11 protein-coding genes and 2 pseudogenes are annotated in these 15968 nt (G+C 60.2%); 5 read left to right on the top strand and 8 right to left on the bottom strand.

Annotation, left to right across the window (positions count from 1 at the left end; translation table 11 throughout):
• Window positions 1-429: 429 nt before the first annotated feature.
• Window positions 430-867 (top strand): hypothetical protein, encoded by a 438-nt coding sequence (locus tag BG57_RS33575; protein ID WP_206539436.1) that lies wholly within the window; start codon window positions 430-432, stop codon window positions 865-867.
• 409 nt (window positions 868-1276) lie between these two features.
• Here the strand turns inward: BG57_RS33575 and BG57_RS26990 are convergent, their stop codons facing one another.
• The 5 genes from BG57_RS26990 to BG57_RS26965 all read right to left on the bottom strand — a co-directional run bounded on the left by BG57_RS26990 (window position 1277) and on the right by BG57_RS26965 (window position 7027).
• A complete protein-coding gene (locus BG57_RS26990) occupies window positions 1277-1579 on the bottom strand; it encodes a DUF6723 family protein (protein WP_052006026.1) in 303 nt (100 codons plus the stop codon).
• 579 nt (window positions 1580-2158) lie between these two features.
• Window positions 2159-3037 (bottom strand): hypothetical protein, encoded by an 879-nt coding sequence (locus tag BG57_RS26985; protein WP_152562718.1) that lies wholly within the window; start codon window positions 3035-3037, stop codon window positions 2159-2161.
• Between the two features lie 371 nt (window positions 3038-3408).
• A complete protein-coding gene (locus BG57_RS26980) occupies window positions 3409-3939 on the bottom strand; it encodes a YciE/YciF ferroxidase family protein (RefSeq protein WP_052006029.1) in 531 nt (176 codons plus the stop codon).
• An 854-nt stretch (window positions 3940-4793) separates the two neighbouring features.
• Entirely contained in the window at window positions 4794-6002 is a 1209-nt protein-coding gene (glf, locus tag BG57_RS26970; RefSeq protein ID WP_081851000.1) for a UDP-galactopyranose mutase, read from the bottom strand.
• A complete protein-coding gene (locus tag BG57_RS26965; RefSeq protein ID WP_206539435.1) occupies window positions 5990-7027 on the bottom strand; it encodes a glycosyltransferase in 1038 nt (345 codons plus the stop codon). The genes glf and BG57_RS26965 overlap by 13 nt, the downstream gene beginning before the upstream one ends.
• A gap of 473 nt (window positions 7028-7500) precedes the next feature.
• Between BG57_RS26965 and BG57_RS26960 the strand changes: the two genes are divergently transcribed.
• The 3 genes from BG57_RS26960 to BG57_RS26945 all read left to right on the top strand — a co-directional run bounded on the left by BG57_RS26960 (window position 7501) and on the right by BG57_RS26945 (window position 11978).
• The gene (locus tag BG57_RS26960; protein WP_075583216.1) at window positions 7501-9777 is read left to right on the top strand and encodes a family 1 glycosylhydrolase; all 2277 of its coding nucleotides are present in this window, start codon (window positions 7501-7503) and stop codon (window positions 9775-9777) included.
• 858 nt (window positions 9778-10635) lie between these two features.
• Complete coding sequence (locus BG57_RS26950) at window positions 10636-10872, top strand: hypothetical protein (protein WP_035969921.1); 237 nt, start codon at window positions 10636-10638, stop codon at window positions 10870-10872.
• Window positions 10873-11435: 563 nt separating this feature from the next.
• On the top strand, window positions 11436-11978 hold the full coding sequence (locus BG57_RS26945) for a response regulator (protein WP_174447247.1): 543 nt from the start codon (window positions 11436-11438) through the stop codon (window positions 11976-11978).
• Between the two features lie 395 nt (window positions 11979-12373).
• On the opposite strand, the pseudogene BG57_RS33510 reads toward BG57_RS26945, so the two are convergent.
• Window positions 12374-12666, bottom strand: a pseudogene (locus BG57_RS33510) (antitoxin Xre/MbcA/ParS toxin-binding domain-containing protein); the annotation flags it as partial.
• Between the two features lie 96 nt (window positions 12667-12762).
• Between BG57_RS33510 and BG57_RS33505 the strand changes: the two are divergent.
• Window positions 12763-12919: pseudogene (locus BG57_RS33505) on the top strand (IS3 family transposase); the annotation flags it as partial.
• Between the two features lie 171 nt (window positions 12920-13090).
• Here BG57_RS33505 and BG57_RS33500 read toward each other — a convergent pair.
• Together BG57_RS33500 and BG57_RS26935 are read right to left on the bottom strand one after the other, a co-directional pair.
• Window positions 13091-13489: a pyridoxamine 5'-phosphate oxidase family protein gene (locus tag BG57_RS33500; RefSeq protein WP_052006025.1), complete on the bottom strand. Its 399-nt coding sequence runs from the start codon at window positions 13487-13489 to the stop codon at window positions 13091-13093.
• Window positions 13490-13764: 275 nt separating this feature from the next.
• A complete protein-coding gene (locus BG57_RS26935) occupies window positions 13765-14973 on the bottom strand; it encodes a zinc-dependent alcohol dehydrogenase (RefSeq protein ID WP_035969920.1) in 1209 nt (402 codons plus the stop codon).
• Between the last annotated feature and the right edge of the window lie 995 nt (window positions 14974-15968).

Genomic DNA, 15968 nt, shown 5'->3' with positions numbered 1-15968 from the left:
AACGACCGGCCAAAACAATTGTCGCTGCCCACCTTCCCCGATGGCAGGCAGAAGCCATTGGCTATTGCCGTGCTAAGCCTGACCGTGCCAGGCCTGGCACCGCAAAGCAACGTAACCGATCAGCCGACGGGAGACACGACGGCGCGACCGTCCGTCCGAATGGGATGGCGGATTCAACCAAAGTCGACTCGCTCGGGACGCGCGCGCCGATGCACTCGCCGAGTCCGCGCGAATGCAGCGGGAGACATTGCACACGAGCGTCTTCGCGCTGAGCGCGTACTCGCGTATTGCGCGCCGTGATTTGCCGATTCATGTGTATATCGAACGCGATGGCTTCGCGTGGGTGACGCGCAGCGAGCCGTCGCAAATTCGACGCCTCGTGAGGCGACGGGGCTTGCGCTCGCGGCCGCGGACCCGTCGCCGAACGTGATGTATCTGGCGCGCCCATGCCAGTACACGCCGATGCCGGAAAACCCGCGTTGCGATGTCCGCTACTGGACTAGTGCGCGCTTTGCGCCCGACGTGCTCGTATCCATGAATGAGGCAATGGACGCGATCGCGGCGCGCGCGCCGGGACCCGGCGTTGATCTCGTCGGCTATTCCGGCGGCGGCGCAACGACGTATCGCCGATGCCCCAGTCGCTCGATCCAATCAATGTCGCGGCTTCCCTCGGTACGCTGCCGCAAGTGCAATTCGCCAGCAACCCGAGATTACGTCGTGTCCTTGGCCGTCGCGCGGCGTTTCGTCCACGCGGTTGGCACGGACTGCGCGCGATGGCGCGCCGTCGCGGACGTGGCGCATGACGGAGATTGGGCGCATATCTGGCCGGCATTGCTAGAGGCCCCGGTGAGCTGCAAAGGCGAATGAGCGACTGATCGCGAAGAGCACTGCTTGAGCCGTAAGCGACTCAGGCCGGCGGTGTCCCGCTTCCCGCGCGCGTGAGGCGCGATGGGGTGACGTGGTGGAATCCGCACTGCCTCTAATGCATGGTTGTTGGTCAACCTCATAAGCCGCTAGTCTCCCGTGCCACGTAATGCCGGCGTGAAGGCCTCCATACGCGGTTCGCTAGTGTTTCCGCTGGCGGCCGGTTCATATTACGCTTGGTCGTAGCCATGGAGAAAGGCCTCCCGGGGGCAGATTGACGAACTCCGCATTCATCAACTTACACCACGGCCACCCCTGCCTCAGCGCTCTGCCGCCTCAGCGTTTCTGCACATTCTTGAGCACACTTTTTCCCACGCTTCACGCGAGATAAGCAACTGTTGCCGAAAAGACCTCACTGCTCGAGTTCGGGATTCTTCAAGTCGCCATTGACAATTTCGTCGCCGCGCCGATGCGCAGCAGCGATCGCATCAGGTTTGCTTCCGAACGGGCCAATCTGTTCCACACCTTCGAAAGGGTAAAGAATCTTTCCGTCCGTTGTCCTCACTACTTTCAGTGTGCCGTAGTAGCCGCTCGAATCACTGCCGCGAAACGATGCGTAGACCGTGAAATCGTCTTCCGTCGCCCCGGGGGCCATTGGGACGCTTTTCGTTGGAAACAAAGCGAGTTTCGGACGCTTTCCCGTGATATGTGCCATATTTCCCTCCCGTGCGGCAGCTGCTCACGACTGTCGCCGGACACGTATGTGGGCCGGACAGCCAACAATAGCTCGTAACAGGGGCCATGCTCGTCTCCACTGATCGAGCACCAAGTCAGGCGCAACAGGTTCGTACCCGTCATGCAGGAGTCTTCACCGGCTCGGACGAGCACGAAGCTCCCCCGTCGTTCCGTTGCACCATCGGCCGCAGGAATCGGTCCTGCCCCGCCAATGCCCTTCGCGACATCCCCGGATTCATATTCGGTACGTCGTCCGTACGCTGCATCATCGAGCCGAAGGGTCGGCGCCAAGCACGTCTTGATTGTCGATCCTATCCCCCCGCCCGTGCACCAGCCGAAGGAGGATTGACGGAGTTTATAGTTCTGCTTCTAATCCGGTAAAGCTAGGGCGCAACGCTTGCCACTGGCGGACCTAACCGGCACCGGCCCATGGCCGACGCAGACACTTCGGCACCCAGCTTTGGGATGGCAATCGGCCGAGCGCGCGTGAACGCGCGAGTGAAGCGTGCCATGTGGCCTCGTTCGGATGACGGGTCACGGCGGTCCTTGGGAGAACGCATTAAAAGCGACCGCTTGCTTCTAGTGTCCATGCAGCTGGAGGCGCAGGTTCGCAACGCCCGGCGCCGTACTCGGAACACAGTTGGAGCAATCCGGGGACGCTGGCTGCCGGCACAGTCGTGAACCAGCTCGTCATCGCACGCTGGACGCCTTCGTCAGACAATGCGTCGTAGGGGTAAGCGGCATCTCTTATGTTCACTGCCAGCCTTTCCACTGCGCATCTGAAAAGAGCGGTCCGCTCGCTTGACGGATGCAATCGACACAAAACCTTCATAACCCGATTGCGCTCTCTCGCTAAGCGCGCCGAAGACAGCAGCATCTGCTGGAAAACGAAGTACAGCGGCGCCCGGGAGTCCTCCGGGAGCCTAGTAAGAAGCGGGAGAAGAGGCCTAGCCCCAGTCATGTTCGCCGCGCCGGCCATCACGCAGGCAAGCCGAGCCCACTCGCGCTTCGAAAGACCGAGCACTGCGCCCTGCGCGCTCACCGACGCCAGTTCAACGACCGCTCTGAAATCCTTCGCTCCCTTTGCCCGATTTGCTTTGACGCACATCACCATAAGGTTGCCGGGTGCATAGGCTCCATCATTGTTGATCCTATCGACCGACCAGTCACTTTCGGCTAAGGCGGCATGCGTCATGGCGATCAATGTAATCGGACACATCGCGCAGTCGATCTTTTTTAGGTAGGCAGGAGTCACGTCCCGATCGAGAATGCGGCGGCGTCGGAATGCGTTCAGCCGTAGTTGCAACCATTTCGAGACGAAGCGATCGGGGAGATGCTGCGGAACGCGAAAGTGCTCACGTCCAGCAAGGTATCCAGCAAGTACGCTTTGCTGGCTGGATGCGCAGTCCAATTCACGGCCAAAGCGAGCGAAATCCAACCGATGTCAAATCCGGTTTCCGCAACATTGACAGCTTGCATCGCTGCCCCTCCCGCGATCAGTCCGCCCGAAAAAAACGCGTGCGTTCGCCTGAATCGAGCCGCGTCACCATGACGGTCTTTTCTTGCCATCCTCGGCAGTCACCGTGCCTCAACCGCCAATGTGGGCCGCATAAGGTGACGAGCGTCCGGAGGTTCAATGAAATTGCAGATTCGATGTTAATGAAGTCTCCCTATAATGCGCGCCCGCTGGCTTACCTCATGTCCATCACACAGAGCGCATCGCCACCGACCTTTTACAAGTACTGGGAAGACAAAGATGCAAGTGACTGGCGCGCCGCGTACGGTGCGGCAACCTCGGCGCGCGCACGTTTATTCGGCGACCTGTTTTGGCGGTGTCTTTGCGGCAGGCGTACCGGCCTGCTCTTCCGACACCTTTTGTTCTGCCAGCAACGTGAGCTTTTCGTCCGTTGCTTTTTCCTCTTTCAACGTTTCGAGTAAGAGGCTCAGCGCTTCGTTGTAACCAAGCTTTCTCGCGAGCGCCGCAAGCGTCCCGTAAGTGGCGATTTCATAGTGCTCGACTTTCTGTGCTGCGGCGATTAGTGCTGCGTCGAGAATTGGGCCTTTTTCGATCTCCTCGATCTGTTCTTGACCCTCCTCCACGAGTCCCTCCATCGCCACGCATTTGAGACGCTTGAGCTTTATCCGCGCGCTCTCCACTACCTGGTCGATTCGGCCAATCTGACCTTGCGTCTCCTCAAGGTGGATCTTGAACGCTTCGGACAGTGAAGGATTGGAAGCCGCCCGCGCCAGTCGTGGGAGCGCCTTGGTCAGTTGTTTTTCGGCGCTATAGACGTCCGACAGGGCGTGAATAAAAAGGTCTTGCAAAGTCTTGACTGCCATGGTAACCCCCGGATGGTGGTATTCGCGCCGACCGTCGATCGGCATCCAAGGCTCCATCGCAATGAGCATTCCGGTCGCTTACGCGGTTCAGCAAACCAATACCAGCAGCCGATGGACTGGTCGTGCTTTCCCGGCCTAGGAAGCAAAGTATGTGACCCTGACCGGAACTGCGCGCTCCGGAAGGACCGTCCCAACTCGCAGTCGCAGCTGCCTTCACGGTTTTGGAGATCCTTTTGATTCGGGCCCATGTCATCCTCCGCTACGCGTCGGAGTCGATGTTTGACGAGGAGGCAGTCGTTGATGCAGTTCGCGGCCATGGAATTACGGCGTCGCTCGACCGGTCGGCTGCAGGGGTTATAACCATCGTATGTCAAGGAGAAACCCTGGCTCTGCTGCAGTGCGTCGGATGCATCCGGACCATTCGGTTTGTCGATAGTGTCTTTTTGCAGCGTATCGAAGTTGCGACTTGATCCGCCATTGCTGAAGTAGCAGATGAATCCGGCCAAAGTACCGATTGCCCCTTGAAGAGAGACAAAAGGAGCATTTCCTGCTCGTGCTTCGGCATGGTCTTGCGTTAGATGATCGATGTCCAGCACCGCTCGTCGCAGCGTTGAACGGGCACCGGGCCAGACAGTGATGCTCGGTGCATCGTCGCCGTTCGAGGCAACGATACGATCGTCCTTGGTAGGAAATGCCGACCTCACTTCTATTGCGATGGCCGCTCCTGGAACTCCCATCGCGGCGCAACTTTAGTGGTTTTCGACGCTTACCTGGAAGACTCATAAGGCCAAAAAACAACGTTAAAACCTACCTTCATGCTAATAAAAAGAGTGGGAAAACCACCGTGGAAGGCCCTACGCGAACCTCACGAATCCATCTGTCGCTGCAATACGCTCGACGAGACTTAAAGCCTGAGCGACCACCTGGTCCATGTTGTAATAGCGGTAGCTCCCGAGTCGCCCCGCGAAAATCACTTCCGGATGCGCTTCGGCGAGCGCCTCGTAGCGCTTGAACAATTCCGCGTTTGCCGGCCGCGGGATCGGATAATACGGGTCACCTTCGTCGCTCGGATATTCGTACGTGATGCTGGTCTTCGCGTGCTGTTGGCCCGTCAGATACTTGTACTCCGTGATGCGCGTAAAAGGCACTTGCTCTGCCGGATAATTGACGACCGCACGGGGCTGAAAGTGCTTCTGATCAAGCGTTACATGTCGAAACACGAGCGAACGATACGGCAGCTTGCCGAGGCAATGATCGAAGTACTCGTCGATAGGCCCGGTATAGATTAGTTTGCGATATCCGACCTCCGCGCGAATCTCGCTGTAGTCGGTGTTGAGCATGACCTTGATGTTCGGATGCGCGAGCATCTTCTGGAACATGCGTGTATATCCTTCAAGGGGCATGCACTGAAACTCGTCGTTGAAGTACCCGTCATCCGCCGTCGTGCGTACCGGCACCCGCGAGGTCACCGAGCGATCCAGCTCCGACGGGTCCATGCCCCATTGCTTGCGCGTGTATCCTCTGAAAAACTTCTCGTATAACTCGCGGCCGATCTTGCTGACCACAACGTCTTCCGATGTCCGGATGTCGGCGATTGGCTCCGCGCGCGCCGCAAGAAAAGCCTCCGCCTGCTGCGGCGAGAGGTTGATCGAATAGAGGCGATTGAGCGTGCTCAGGTTGATCGGCATCGGGACCAGGATGCCGTCGACGGAAGCCAGCACACGATGCCGATACGGTCGCCACGCGGTGAACCGCGACAGATAGTCCAAAACGCGCCGCGCGTTTGTGTGGAAGATATGCGGCCCATAGCGATGGATCAGAATACCGTGCGCGTTGTACTCGTCATAGGCATTGCCCGCGATATGCGCACGCCGGTCGATGAGCAGCACGCGCTGGCCGTACTCGCTGGCAAGCCTTTCGGCCATGACGCTTCCCGCAAAGCCCGCACCGACAATAAGATAGTCGAAGCCCTTTCGTTGGTCCTCGCGCGCGTCCGGATGCAATGGATGGCCGCCCAGGCCCGGGTTGGAAGGAACGTTCGCGGTCGTGTCTATGATGCGCATCTTTCAACCTCGGCTAGCATGCCGGCGAACGTGTTGTCCCACGACATTCCAGCGAGCACCGCTTTGGCGCGGCCGATGAATGCCGCGCGGTCCGATGCTTCGGTCAACGCCGATGCGATCGCGCGCTCGAAGGTGATCGCGTCGCGGGCGATGCGGACCACACCACTATCGCCATAGCGCGAGACCACATCTGCGATGGGCGTCGACACCACCGGTCGCCCCGCGGCTAGATATTCGGGCGTCTTAGTCGGACTGATATGGCGCGTGGCCTCGTTGATCGCGAACGGCATAAGGGCGACGTCCCAGCCCGCGAGGTAGCGCGGCAGGTCGTCATAGGACTTCTGGCCCAGATAGTGAATGTTGAGCGCTTGCGGCAGATCGGCGGGCCGGATCTTCGCAATCGGGCCGAGCATGACGAACTGCCAGTCCGGTCTCGCAGCGGCTAAGGCGCGGATTAGCGCGACGTCGAAACGCTCGTCGAGTACGCCATAGAAGCCGAGGCGCGGGCGCGGTACCGCCGTTTGGTCCGAAGGCTCGGGCAACGGCCCACACGCCTTCTCGAAGTGCGCGACATCGACACTGCTCGGAAACGCATGGACGTTGTGATGGAAACGCCGCTTCGACTCGAACAGGGTTTGTCCGCCCGTGAAGACGACGTGAGCCTTACGCATCAGCTGAGCTTCACGTTGGGCAAGTTGCGGCGGAGCGTCCTTGAACGCGGAAAGCTCGTCCATGCAGTCATAAACGATAAGCCCCGCATCGAGATGATCGGTGAAGGCGAGGCTCATCGGCGAGTAGTACCAGAGACCGAGATCCCCTTTGTCCGTGCCGGCGAGATACGCGTCGAGAAGGACGCGTTGCGCGCGCTCGTCCTCTTCTTGAGTCAGGCCCGAAGGAAGCCACGGCGTCATCACGCGGATCCCTTGCTGGGTAACCCGAACGTCCAGCCACGCGTCAGCCTCATCCGTTCTTCGTGGCTCTTCGAAGAAGAGCACTTCCGCCTGTTTGGCAATGCGCGACAGCAAGTGCTGTGGCCGCTGATAAACGAAGTTCCAGCGCAAATGGGATAGGCATAGAACGGTCCGTGGCAGGCCCGATCCCGCGGTGGAGATCCGCGAGCGGACGTGTGTCGACGGACGGTCGGCAGACCCGGCCGCGCTGGCGGCTGTCGATTGGTGTTGGGCTTTAGACTCGCGCAAGAGAGTGCCTCCGGAAGTACCGCATCCATTGCGTCCGTGATGTCCGAAGCTCGGCCGCTTTCACGTCGCGTTGAAGATGAGCGACGCTGCGTATGGCGCACGCGATGACTCGCAACATGGCCTGAGCCGGGCCTGATACATTGCCGGTGCGTTCGCTGACAAATCTGCGACATAAGGGGCAATCGTTGTTCCAGCGCCCGCTGGCTCGGGGGAAACACTGATCGCGCGGGACAACGGCATACCGAGTGCTTAAATGCGTCGCGGGCTGGCTCACGTTTGTACACTTCGGGATACTGGATATGGATGATCGGCTGGTGCTGTGGGGAGGACTCGAATGCACGGTCAACCGGGTACGGGACACGTTCTTTAGCCAGTTGGACCGTAGCGGACATGCGACGCGCGATGACGACCTTCAGCGTTTCGCCTCGTTGGGCATACGCGCGCTGCGCTACCCGGTGCTGTGGGAAAGGACGGCGCCGTCGGGTATCGGCGACGCCGACTGGTCGTGGCTTGATGCGCGCCTACCCACGCTTCGCGCACTGGGCGTCGAACCGATAGCCGGGCTGCTGCACCACGGAAGCGGCCCGCTGCCCGGTGGCCTGCTCGACCCGCAGTTCGCCAGCAGGCTTGCGCAATTCGCTCGAGCGGTCGCTGAACGCTATCCTTGGCTTTCGTACTACACGCCGGTAAACGAGCCGAACACGACCGCACGGTTCAGCGGCCTCTACGGCGTCTGGCATCCGCACGGCACGGATGATCGGACGTATCTCGAGGCGCTGATCAATCAATGCAAGGCCACGGTGCACGCAATGCGCGAAGTGCGTAACGTCAACCCGCGCGCGAAGCTCGTTCAGACAGACGATCTCGGCAAGACGCAGGGCACGCCAACTATGACGAAGCTCGTCAGTTTCTACAACGAGCGGCGCTGGCTTTCGTGGGATCTTCTTTGCGGGAAGGTGGTGCCCGGCCATGCGCTGTGGCAATACATCACGGATGCTGGCGTCGCGGCGGAAGACGTGCTCTGGTTCGTGGACAATCCGTGTCCGCCCGACATCGTCGGCATCAACTACTACATCACGAGCGAGCGTTGGCTGGACGACCGGATTCACGAATATCCGCAGGCGTATCACTGCGAATGGTACGGGCATCGCTTCGCCGACATTGAAGCGGCGCGCGCGCTTGCAAATCCGCCGCCGGGAATGCGCGCGCTAATCGACGAAGCGTGGCAACGGTACCACTTGCCGCTTGCTGTTACCGAAGCCCATATCGACGCGACGCGGCAGGACCAGTTACGCTGGCTGCACGAGATATGGAGCGCCGCGAGCGAGGCACGCGGGCACGGCGCCGACGTGCGCGCGGTGACGGTTTGGGCACTTCTCGGTTCGTACGACTGGAATTGTCTTGTGACGGAAGAGCGCGGATACTATGAGCCCGGCGCGTTTGATGTGCGCGGGCACGAGCCGCGCGAAACGGCCGTCGCTGCGTTGATGCGCGACCTTGCCGCTGGCCGACCGCACGATCATCCGGTCCTGCACGGCACGGGATGGTGGCGTCGACCCGGGCGCTTTTTCTGTGAGCCGGTGGTGCTAAGCGCACCGAGCGTAACCGGCGGAACTGCTGCACCTGCACCCGCACCCGCATCCGCGTGCTCGCGCTCGGGCGACGAGACGCACCCGCCCGCACCGATACTCATCGTCGGTAACGGCGCGCTGGCGCAACTCTTCGCCATCCTTTGCGCGCAGCGCGACTTGCATTACGCCACCGTCTTAGTTGACGATTTGCTTCTCAGCGATGCGATCCGCGCGTTAGAACCGTGGGCGGTCGTCAACGCGATGGATCCACTAGATCCGGACGAGGCCGAGCGCAGCTCAAGCGTTCATCTCAGGACCATCACGAAGACGGCAGCCGCGCTCGCCGAGACCTGCGCCGCATGCGGCGGCATCGAATATCTGACATTTTCGTCTGACATTGTCTTCGACGGACGCGCCACCCGCCCCTATGTCGAGACAGACGGGGTATGTCCCCTTAATCGTTTCGGCCGTTGCATGACCGAAACCGAGCGCGATGTGTCGCGGCGTTTTCCGCAGGCGCTCGTCGTTCGAACCGGTCCCATCTTCGGGCTTTGGAAAAGCTCAGACTTCCTTCACCGCGCCCTGCACGCACTCGCCGACGACCGCCCGTTTGTCGCGGCGAAAGATGTCACCATCTCGCCGACCTATGCATCGGACCTTGTGCACGCGTGCCTCGATCTGCTGATCGATCGCGAGTCGGGCATTGTGCACCTAAGCAGTCGCGGCGCGCTCACGTGCTTCAATTTCGCGGTCGAGGCGGCGGGCATTGCCGGTCTGGACCCTAGCCTCGTAGAAGCATGCGCAGTTGAAGCGATGTGTCTTGCCGCGCCGCGGCCCACTTATCGAGCGCTCGCCAGCCGCAGGGCGGCCGTGTTGCCGACAATCGACGACGCGCTTCGCCGCTGCATCGAAGACTGGGGTTCACACGTTCGCAACAGGCAGCCACGGCTTAGCACGTCGATGGAAACGGCAGAGAAACCGGCTAGCCGCTGCGGGGTGGATTGACTTGCGCGGTTGCTTCATCATCCGGAAGAATCTGCGCGCGATGACCTCGCGAAATTGTCGAAACGAATTCGGCGTACACCCCGCCTTTCCCGAGTGCGAGCCTGGCAATCGTAGAAACCTCGGTTGAGGTTGCGGCGAACGAAAGCGTCGCTGCGGTGCCCGTGAGCGCATATGGAACTCGCGCGGACAAGCCATCCATGTCACTGCACGTGTTCCTGTGAAATGAACGTGGGGCGCTCAGCCGTATCGGGCGCGGGAAGCAATGGGTCCTGCTAGTCTTCTTCGCCTGAAATGAGACCCTACGATTACGTTCACCTGCTGTGTCAAGCCGGTGCGGAGACGCGTTACTCCCCAGAATCACCATGGCTGGCGGTAGCCGACATATGTGCGCCCTACCGCGGGCCTGGACGCAATATTGACAGCGCCTCGTGACACCTGCCCCCATCTTGCATGGAGAAGACAAGCGTTGCGCCTGTGCATGGCCGAGGAACTTTCAAAGGGCATCACAACCCAGACTTCGACACTAGCGGAGATGATCGTCTTCCCCTGCAGTAGTCGTCGCCACTTTCGACAGGAGCACACCTTCCTAACAAAGCCTATGCTGGAACGCATAATGCACTAGCTTAGTATGCGGATCGATGAGCCAGTCGGGAAGAACGACAGTGCAACGGAGAAGGGCACGGACTGACCGGAACAGATTTCTTGCCGCGCTACACACGCGATTTCTCACTAGGCGGTGCGACCTCTCTGACGTTGCGTTGGTAACGAACGCAAGCGGACCGGACCGTCGCCGCGCTGTGCGCTTACTTCGCTTGTGACATAAGCGGTAGCCACGGACGCGCCAGACCGGCGACTCTGATGAAAGACGCAATCGAGTTGGAGTTCAAAGAATTCTTAGTGACCGGACTGGCACTGCCGGACGGAACCTCGTTTGCCGCCATGGTTATTGTGCGCCTGCCAAGCGGTGATCGAGTGGTCAGCGGGCTGTTGGGTCGATTTGACACCCGGCACCAGGCCCAGTGGTCCGCTATTGAGCATGGGCTCAATGAGATCGAACGCTTTTTAACGTTCCGCGGTGGCCTCAACGCAGCGTGACGTCGGCTCGCCGGGGCGTCGGCAGCGCGGCATCTTGACCTTTGCCGTAAGCATAAGCGGTGCGACTATGGTGTGGGACCGTTGTGTGCAGGTTGCACGTTCATCTGCTCTTTTTCGCGGTCCTGCAAGTTTTTCCTTTGCTTGCCCAGTTCTCGTGATTCCATGCACATTTCTAGACCATCTCCTTTGGGGCCGTGCCCGTCTCTTAGTTCTGCGGAATGGGTAACCTGGTCGGCTGCGGCACTCCTGCAGTGCTGCTGCGTATGGGTCGTGGGCGGATCAGGGCTGCCGACAGACGCACACTGGCATTTGCTGACGGCGGAGACGGCGTGACGTCGCTGACATTGCATCCCGTGCGGGCAGTGAGCGCAGGCATGTACATTATGCGATAAAGGAATACAAGAGGGAGTTCTCGCAGTAGTAAGTGCGCGCTTGTCGGGATGCCATTCGTGGCATGCAACTTCGGAGGGTTGAAGTTTTTCAACTGCGGATTTTGCAAGGACCCCAGTGCAGCCCCGGCCATACTAGTTTGAGCCACGAAGCTGACTACCGGAGAATGTGGCATGACACGTCGTGAACCGATCGACGATGAACAGGAATGCGCGTTTTGGCGCACAGGCGCACAACCTGAAGCAGTCATGGGGAGGCGGCGTATCCTCATTGGCCACGCCGATGACGCGATCGGTTCATCCATATCGCTGCTGCTAAGACTCAAAAACTATCAAGTCAATCACGCGTCGGAAATCAGCAAGCTGGGCCGGTACGTGGAAAGTCGGCGCCCTCATGCCTTGCTACTGGATACCCGACTGGATGCAGCGTCGCATTATGCATTTGTCCGAGCCATACGCAACGACGATCAAAAGGGCGATATGCTGATTCTTGCAATGAGCAACATCTTTCCGCTTGACTCCGTGCCGAACCTGAAAGCGGCCGGCTTCGATGGGCACGTTCGGCGACCATGTTCGGTGTGGCGTGTAGGCGACCTGATGGACGGTCATTTTGGTCGCGGTGAGGACCTGGCGATCCTACAGTCACCGCCCTTCCGTATGTCGGACCGCTTCCGTACAACCTGCCAATTGGGGCGTAACGTCGAAACGTCCGTCTAGATGCCGTGTGCAGCACGAATTCGATCCGAGCAGTGGCGAACTACCGTGGTCCGTCAGCGCATTGGAAACACGCCTTTGCCATACCGAATTATCGTAGCCCCGGTCAGTGATCCGCATAGTTCAAAAGGACGCGCCGCCTATTTTACTTGAGCAAAAATGCGCACTCCAGCGAAATGGGATCGATATTGAGTAAACGGCCGGATGATTAAATATAGGCTCTCTCGGGCGTGGGTTTCACGCCTTTCAACCGCATGCACCCCTCGTGTGCGGTTTTTTTGTCCTCGGGATGATTGCGGTTTACAGGCTTTGACACCCTTCGCACTAAGCACCTCACGTGGGTCTTTATGCCACGCAACGAAGATCGACGCCAGACTCCGCGCTCTGTATGAGCGTCGTGCGGGCAGCCCATAGAACAGCTTCCACGGCAATTCCTCGACGCGCCGCGCGCCCAGTTCCATCAGCGCGACCCCGAGCGGGGAACGGCCTTCCAGCAGCGCGTGCGCGGTGTTCAGGAATTGCCGCGCATCGCCCTCGTCGTCCCGCACATAGCGCGCGGTCGCGACAATGCGCGCGGTCTTTGCCGACTCGTCGGGGCTGAGCTTGTCGCGGCGGTTTAAACGTTGCCTCCGGCACGATGCGCGAGCAACGCGCGCCGTACCTTGGCGCTGCGCGTCGCGTGCTCGACACCTTCCTCCTTCCTTCAGCGCCGATGAGTGCGAAATCTGCGGCAGTGTCGGTGCGGGCTGGCGAATGACCCGCCCAAAGCGGTGCCGGAGAAAAGTAACAGTGGCTCGCAGACATCGCGTAGTTCCAGATCCCTACCGGTAAAGTCTATTTGCCGCCGGTTATTGATTGTCTCGATGGGCTGTTATCAGTTGTCGATCGGTACGCGACCCGACGCCGAGCTCGTGAAAACGATGCTTGGCGGCGCCATTAATGCAAACGGTATCCAAATAGCGGCCTTTCATAGCGTACTTGAAACTGCGTCCCACACGAATCCGATAAGGCGCGCGGACGAATGCCTTCAACGTTTCGGTCGCTGTTTGGCACAACCACGCCGCCGATCACAGCGCGGCTTGTCAACCAGAAGGGGACCTGATGATTTCGGTTTACTATCTGATCGAAGCGTCTGTCATCGGCATGGAGTGCCTACTTTCAATGCGTGAGGCCACGGGCACACCGTTGCTCGGCTCGTGGACATGCCTCGCGAAGCGCGCCGAAGCGCTCGCACTGACGCACGAGAAACTGAAGATGGTGCCTGCAACAAGACACGAGATCTGCTCAAAGAACGCGCGCTTGAGCGCGGACGAGCCTAAGAGCAGGGACAGTCCGCCGCGCCCGCTCGCTGCTGGCGCGCTCGCGGCGGACCTATGACAAAATTGGAACTTCACGTCGCGGTTGTTGCTCATCGGCCTTGCGGCGATCTTGCCGTTCAACGAGCGCGTCGACAGCATCGCGAAATCGATCTCTGCCATCCTGGTTGCGAGATCATCCAAGGTAAGATCGCTCATCCGTTTTCCTCCGGTGGTGCGAGATGCGACTAGTGCCGCAACGCTCAAGCCGGTCATCGCCCGAACGCCGTTGGAGCGCCCATATAATGGATCACCACTGCAATATCGGGCAGCGCGCGAGCGCTAAGCGGAACGGACAGGCAGTACGACCGGCGAAGCAGTCAACATCGCACCAAGCTGCTCCCCCTCGCGCGCTGTTATGCAACATCGTCGATACGAGGGGGCAGTCGGCGCGCGCTCGATGGGCTGCGATTAGGACAGCACCAATGTTCATTTCACACGAGCGGTTCCAGCGCCACTTTGATCCATCCCGGCTGGCGCTGATCGAATGCGTGATAAGCGTCGATCACATGCGTCAAAGGTTCGCGCGTCGTCAGCACCCGCAGCGGATCGAAAGAACCATTGTGCACGCGCTCGATGAGATGCGGCGTGATCGCACGGTGATTGCAGTTGCCCATTTTGATGGTCAGGTTTTTGTTCATCGCCTGCCCCGTCGGGAAGAATCGGTCGGTCGGCGGATACACGCCGATCACTCCCAGGGTGCCTGCCTTGGCGAGTGCCGACACCGCCCAGTCGAGCGCCTGAGTCGGCGCATCGCCGGGAATCCAGTGCCCGTCCGACACGTTGCGCTCGGGCGTCACGCTTCGGCTTTCCTGCTCGGCTTGCTGCGCCTGTTCATTGGACGCAGCGGGACCGCTGTGAGCATGCGCAGCATCGACGCCGACCGCATCGATCGCGCGGTCCACACCTGCGCCCGCGGTCAACGACATGATCGCCGCGATCGGATCTTCCATCTCGAAGTTGACGGCTTCGGCGCCCTGCGCGGACGCCATCGCGAGGCGGTCCTCGAGCCGGTCTACGACGATCACGCGCCCCGCGCCGAGCATAAAGGCGCTCGCTATCGCAAACTGCCCTACCGGACCCGCGCCGAAAATGGCCACAGTATCGCCGGGCGATACTTCCGCGAGTTGCGCGCCGAAGTAGCCGGTCGGAAAGATGTCCGAAAGCAGAATCGCGCGCTCGTCGTCGAGTACGTCTGGCAGCCTCATCAGACTCGCGTGGGCCAGCGGCACGCGAGCGTATTGGGCCTGCAGACCGTCGATCGGCCCGGTCGGCTTCGGCCCGCCGAAGAACGAGGTGCCTGCGGTGGGCCCGTTTGGATTCGCGTTGTCACACTGCGCGGTGTAACCGGTGCGGCAATACGAGCACGCGCCACAGGAAATTGTCGAGGGAATAAGCACGCGATCGCCGCGTTTGAAGTTGCGAACACCGCTCGCCACTTCTTCGATGATGCCCACGCCCTCGTGTCCGAGAATTGTTCCGGGCACCATGCCGGGGAAGGTCCCGCGCACCATGTGCAGATCGGTGCCGCAGATCGCGCTCGCAGTCAGGCGGACGATGGCGTCCTGATCGTGCCGCATCGTAGGGTCCGGCACGGTATCGAGGGAAATGTTGCCTACGCCGTGAAAAACGACAGCTTTCATCAAGCACTCCTTGAGCAGTGTTGGTGTGGAGGCATAAAAGCAATGCATGCGCCAGCGTGTTCGTCAACTGTCGCCTTACGCTCCAGCCAGTCGCTGATCCGGCTCAGATTCGACTCGACTTCTGCAAGTGCGAACGACAACGTCGATAGCGCCTGCAGCCGCTGCGGCCGTGACCGAGTTGCGCGACGCGCTCCATGCAAAACGACCCGCCTTAGCTCGCCGCATCGGGCAGCGCGATCAGAAAGCGCTGGCTGGACGGCAGCGGCTCGCTGCCTCACAGATAAGCCGCGAGCAGTATTCCGAGGCGAATGCACCGCTATACGAGCGCCGTCAGCGCATTGCGACTGACCGACACGATCGAAGCAGCACGAGTCGGTGCCACTGCGTATGGAAACGGTCGAGCGCCGCATTGAGCGTCGGACCGCGTTAGAAGCACGCCCGAACGCGTGCTTCGCCGCTGACCGCTCTTGCGTCCACTAAGTGACGGAGAAACTGTTCATGCAGCGCATCGACTGCGGCGCGGTCGTGGGTACGGGAAAGAACCGGGAGCGCCGAAAGCAACGCGCGGGAGCGCGCTCTAAGACAGCTTCGTTCATGAAAACCGTATCGTTATCGCAATCCAGAGCGCGAAGCTGAGATGCGAATCCTCGACTAACTCGTTCGACGTGGTCAAGAAGGAACGCACCGCTTCGATAAGGCATGGCAGGCATCCTGTCCATCCAGTCGCGATATCGGTCAGGACGAAACTGTGCACGAAGTCGCCGTTGATCTTCGTGCCACCGCAGACGAAAGCAACCTCAAGGTAACCAGGCAGACGATTATTCCAGGCAGAGAACGTCCGGATCCGCAACGAACGGCGAATCGCGTTTCCGGTTCCGCCAGCGCGTCGGACTTGACCGGCGAACGAAGCTGTTCGCGCACGTCACATAGTAGCCGGTCGATGGTGGCGGCACTGATCTGGTTCAACCGCTGACGAACGTTTTGATAGCGTCATG

This window comes from Caballeronia grimmiae, from assembly GCF_000698555.1.
GTDB classification, from domain to species: Bacteria; Pseudomonadota; Gammaproteobacteria; order Burkholderiales; family Burkholderiaceae; genus Caballeronia; species Caballeronia grimmiae.
This window is presented reverse-complemented; position numbering and strand designations above follow the sequence as displayed.

Bases quoted from the DNA above. Each gene is read 5' to 3' on its own strand.
- glf (WP_081851000.1), bottom strand. From the start codon at position 6,002: ATGCGCATCATAGACACGACCGCGAACGTTCCTTCCAACCCGGGCCTG.
- BG57_RS26960 (WP_075583216.1), top strand. From the start codon at position 7,501: ATGGATGATCGGCTGGTGCTGTGGGGAGGACTCGAATGCACGGTCAAC.
- BG57_RS26950 (WP_035969921.1), top strand. From the start codon at position 10,636: ATGAAAGACGCAATCGAGTTGGAGTTCAAAGAATTCTTAGTGACCGGA.
- BG57_RS26980 (WP_052006029.1), bottom strand. From the start codon at position 3,939: ATGGCAGTCAAGACTTTGCAAGACCTTTTTATTCACGCCCTGTCGGAC.
- BG57_RS26935 (WP_035969920.1), bottom strand. From the start codon at position 14,973: ATGAAAGCTGTCGTTTTTCACGGCGTAGGCAACATTTCCCTCGATACC.
- BG57_RS26990 (WP_052006026.1), bottom strand. From the start codon at position 1,579: ATGGCACATATCACGGGAAAGCGTCCGAAACTCGCTTTGTTTCCAACG.
- BG57_RS33500 (WP_052006025.1), bottom strand. From the start codon at position 13,489: ATGAGCGATCTTACCTTGGATGATCTCGCAACCAGGATGGCAGAGATC.
- BG57_RS33575 (WP_206539436.1), top strand. From the start codon at position 430: ATGTATCTGGCGCGCCCATGCCAGTACACGCCGATGCCGGAAAACCCG.
- BG57_RS26945 (WP_174447247.1), top strand. From the start codon at position 11,436: ATGACACGTCGTGAACCGATCGACGATGAACAGGAATGCGCGTTTTGG.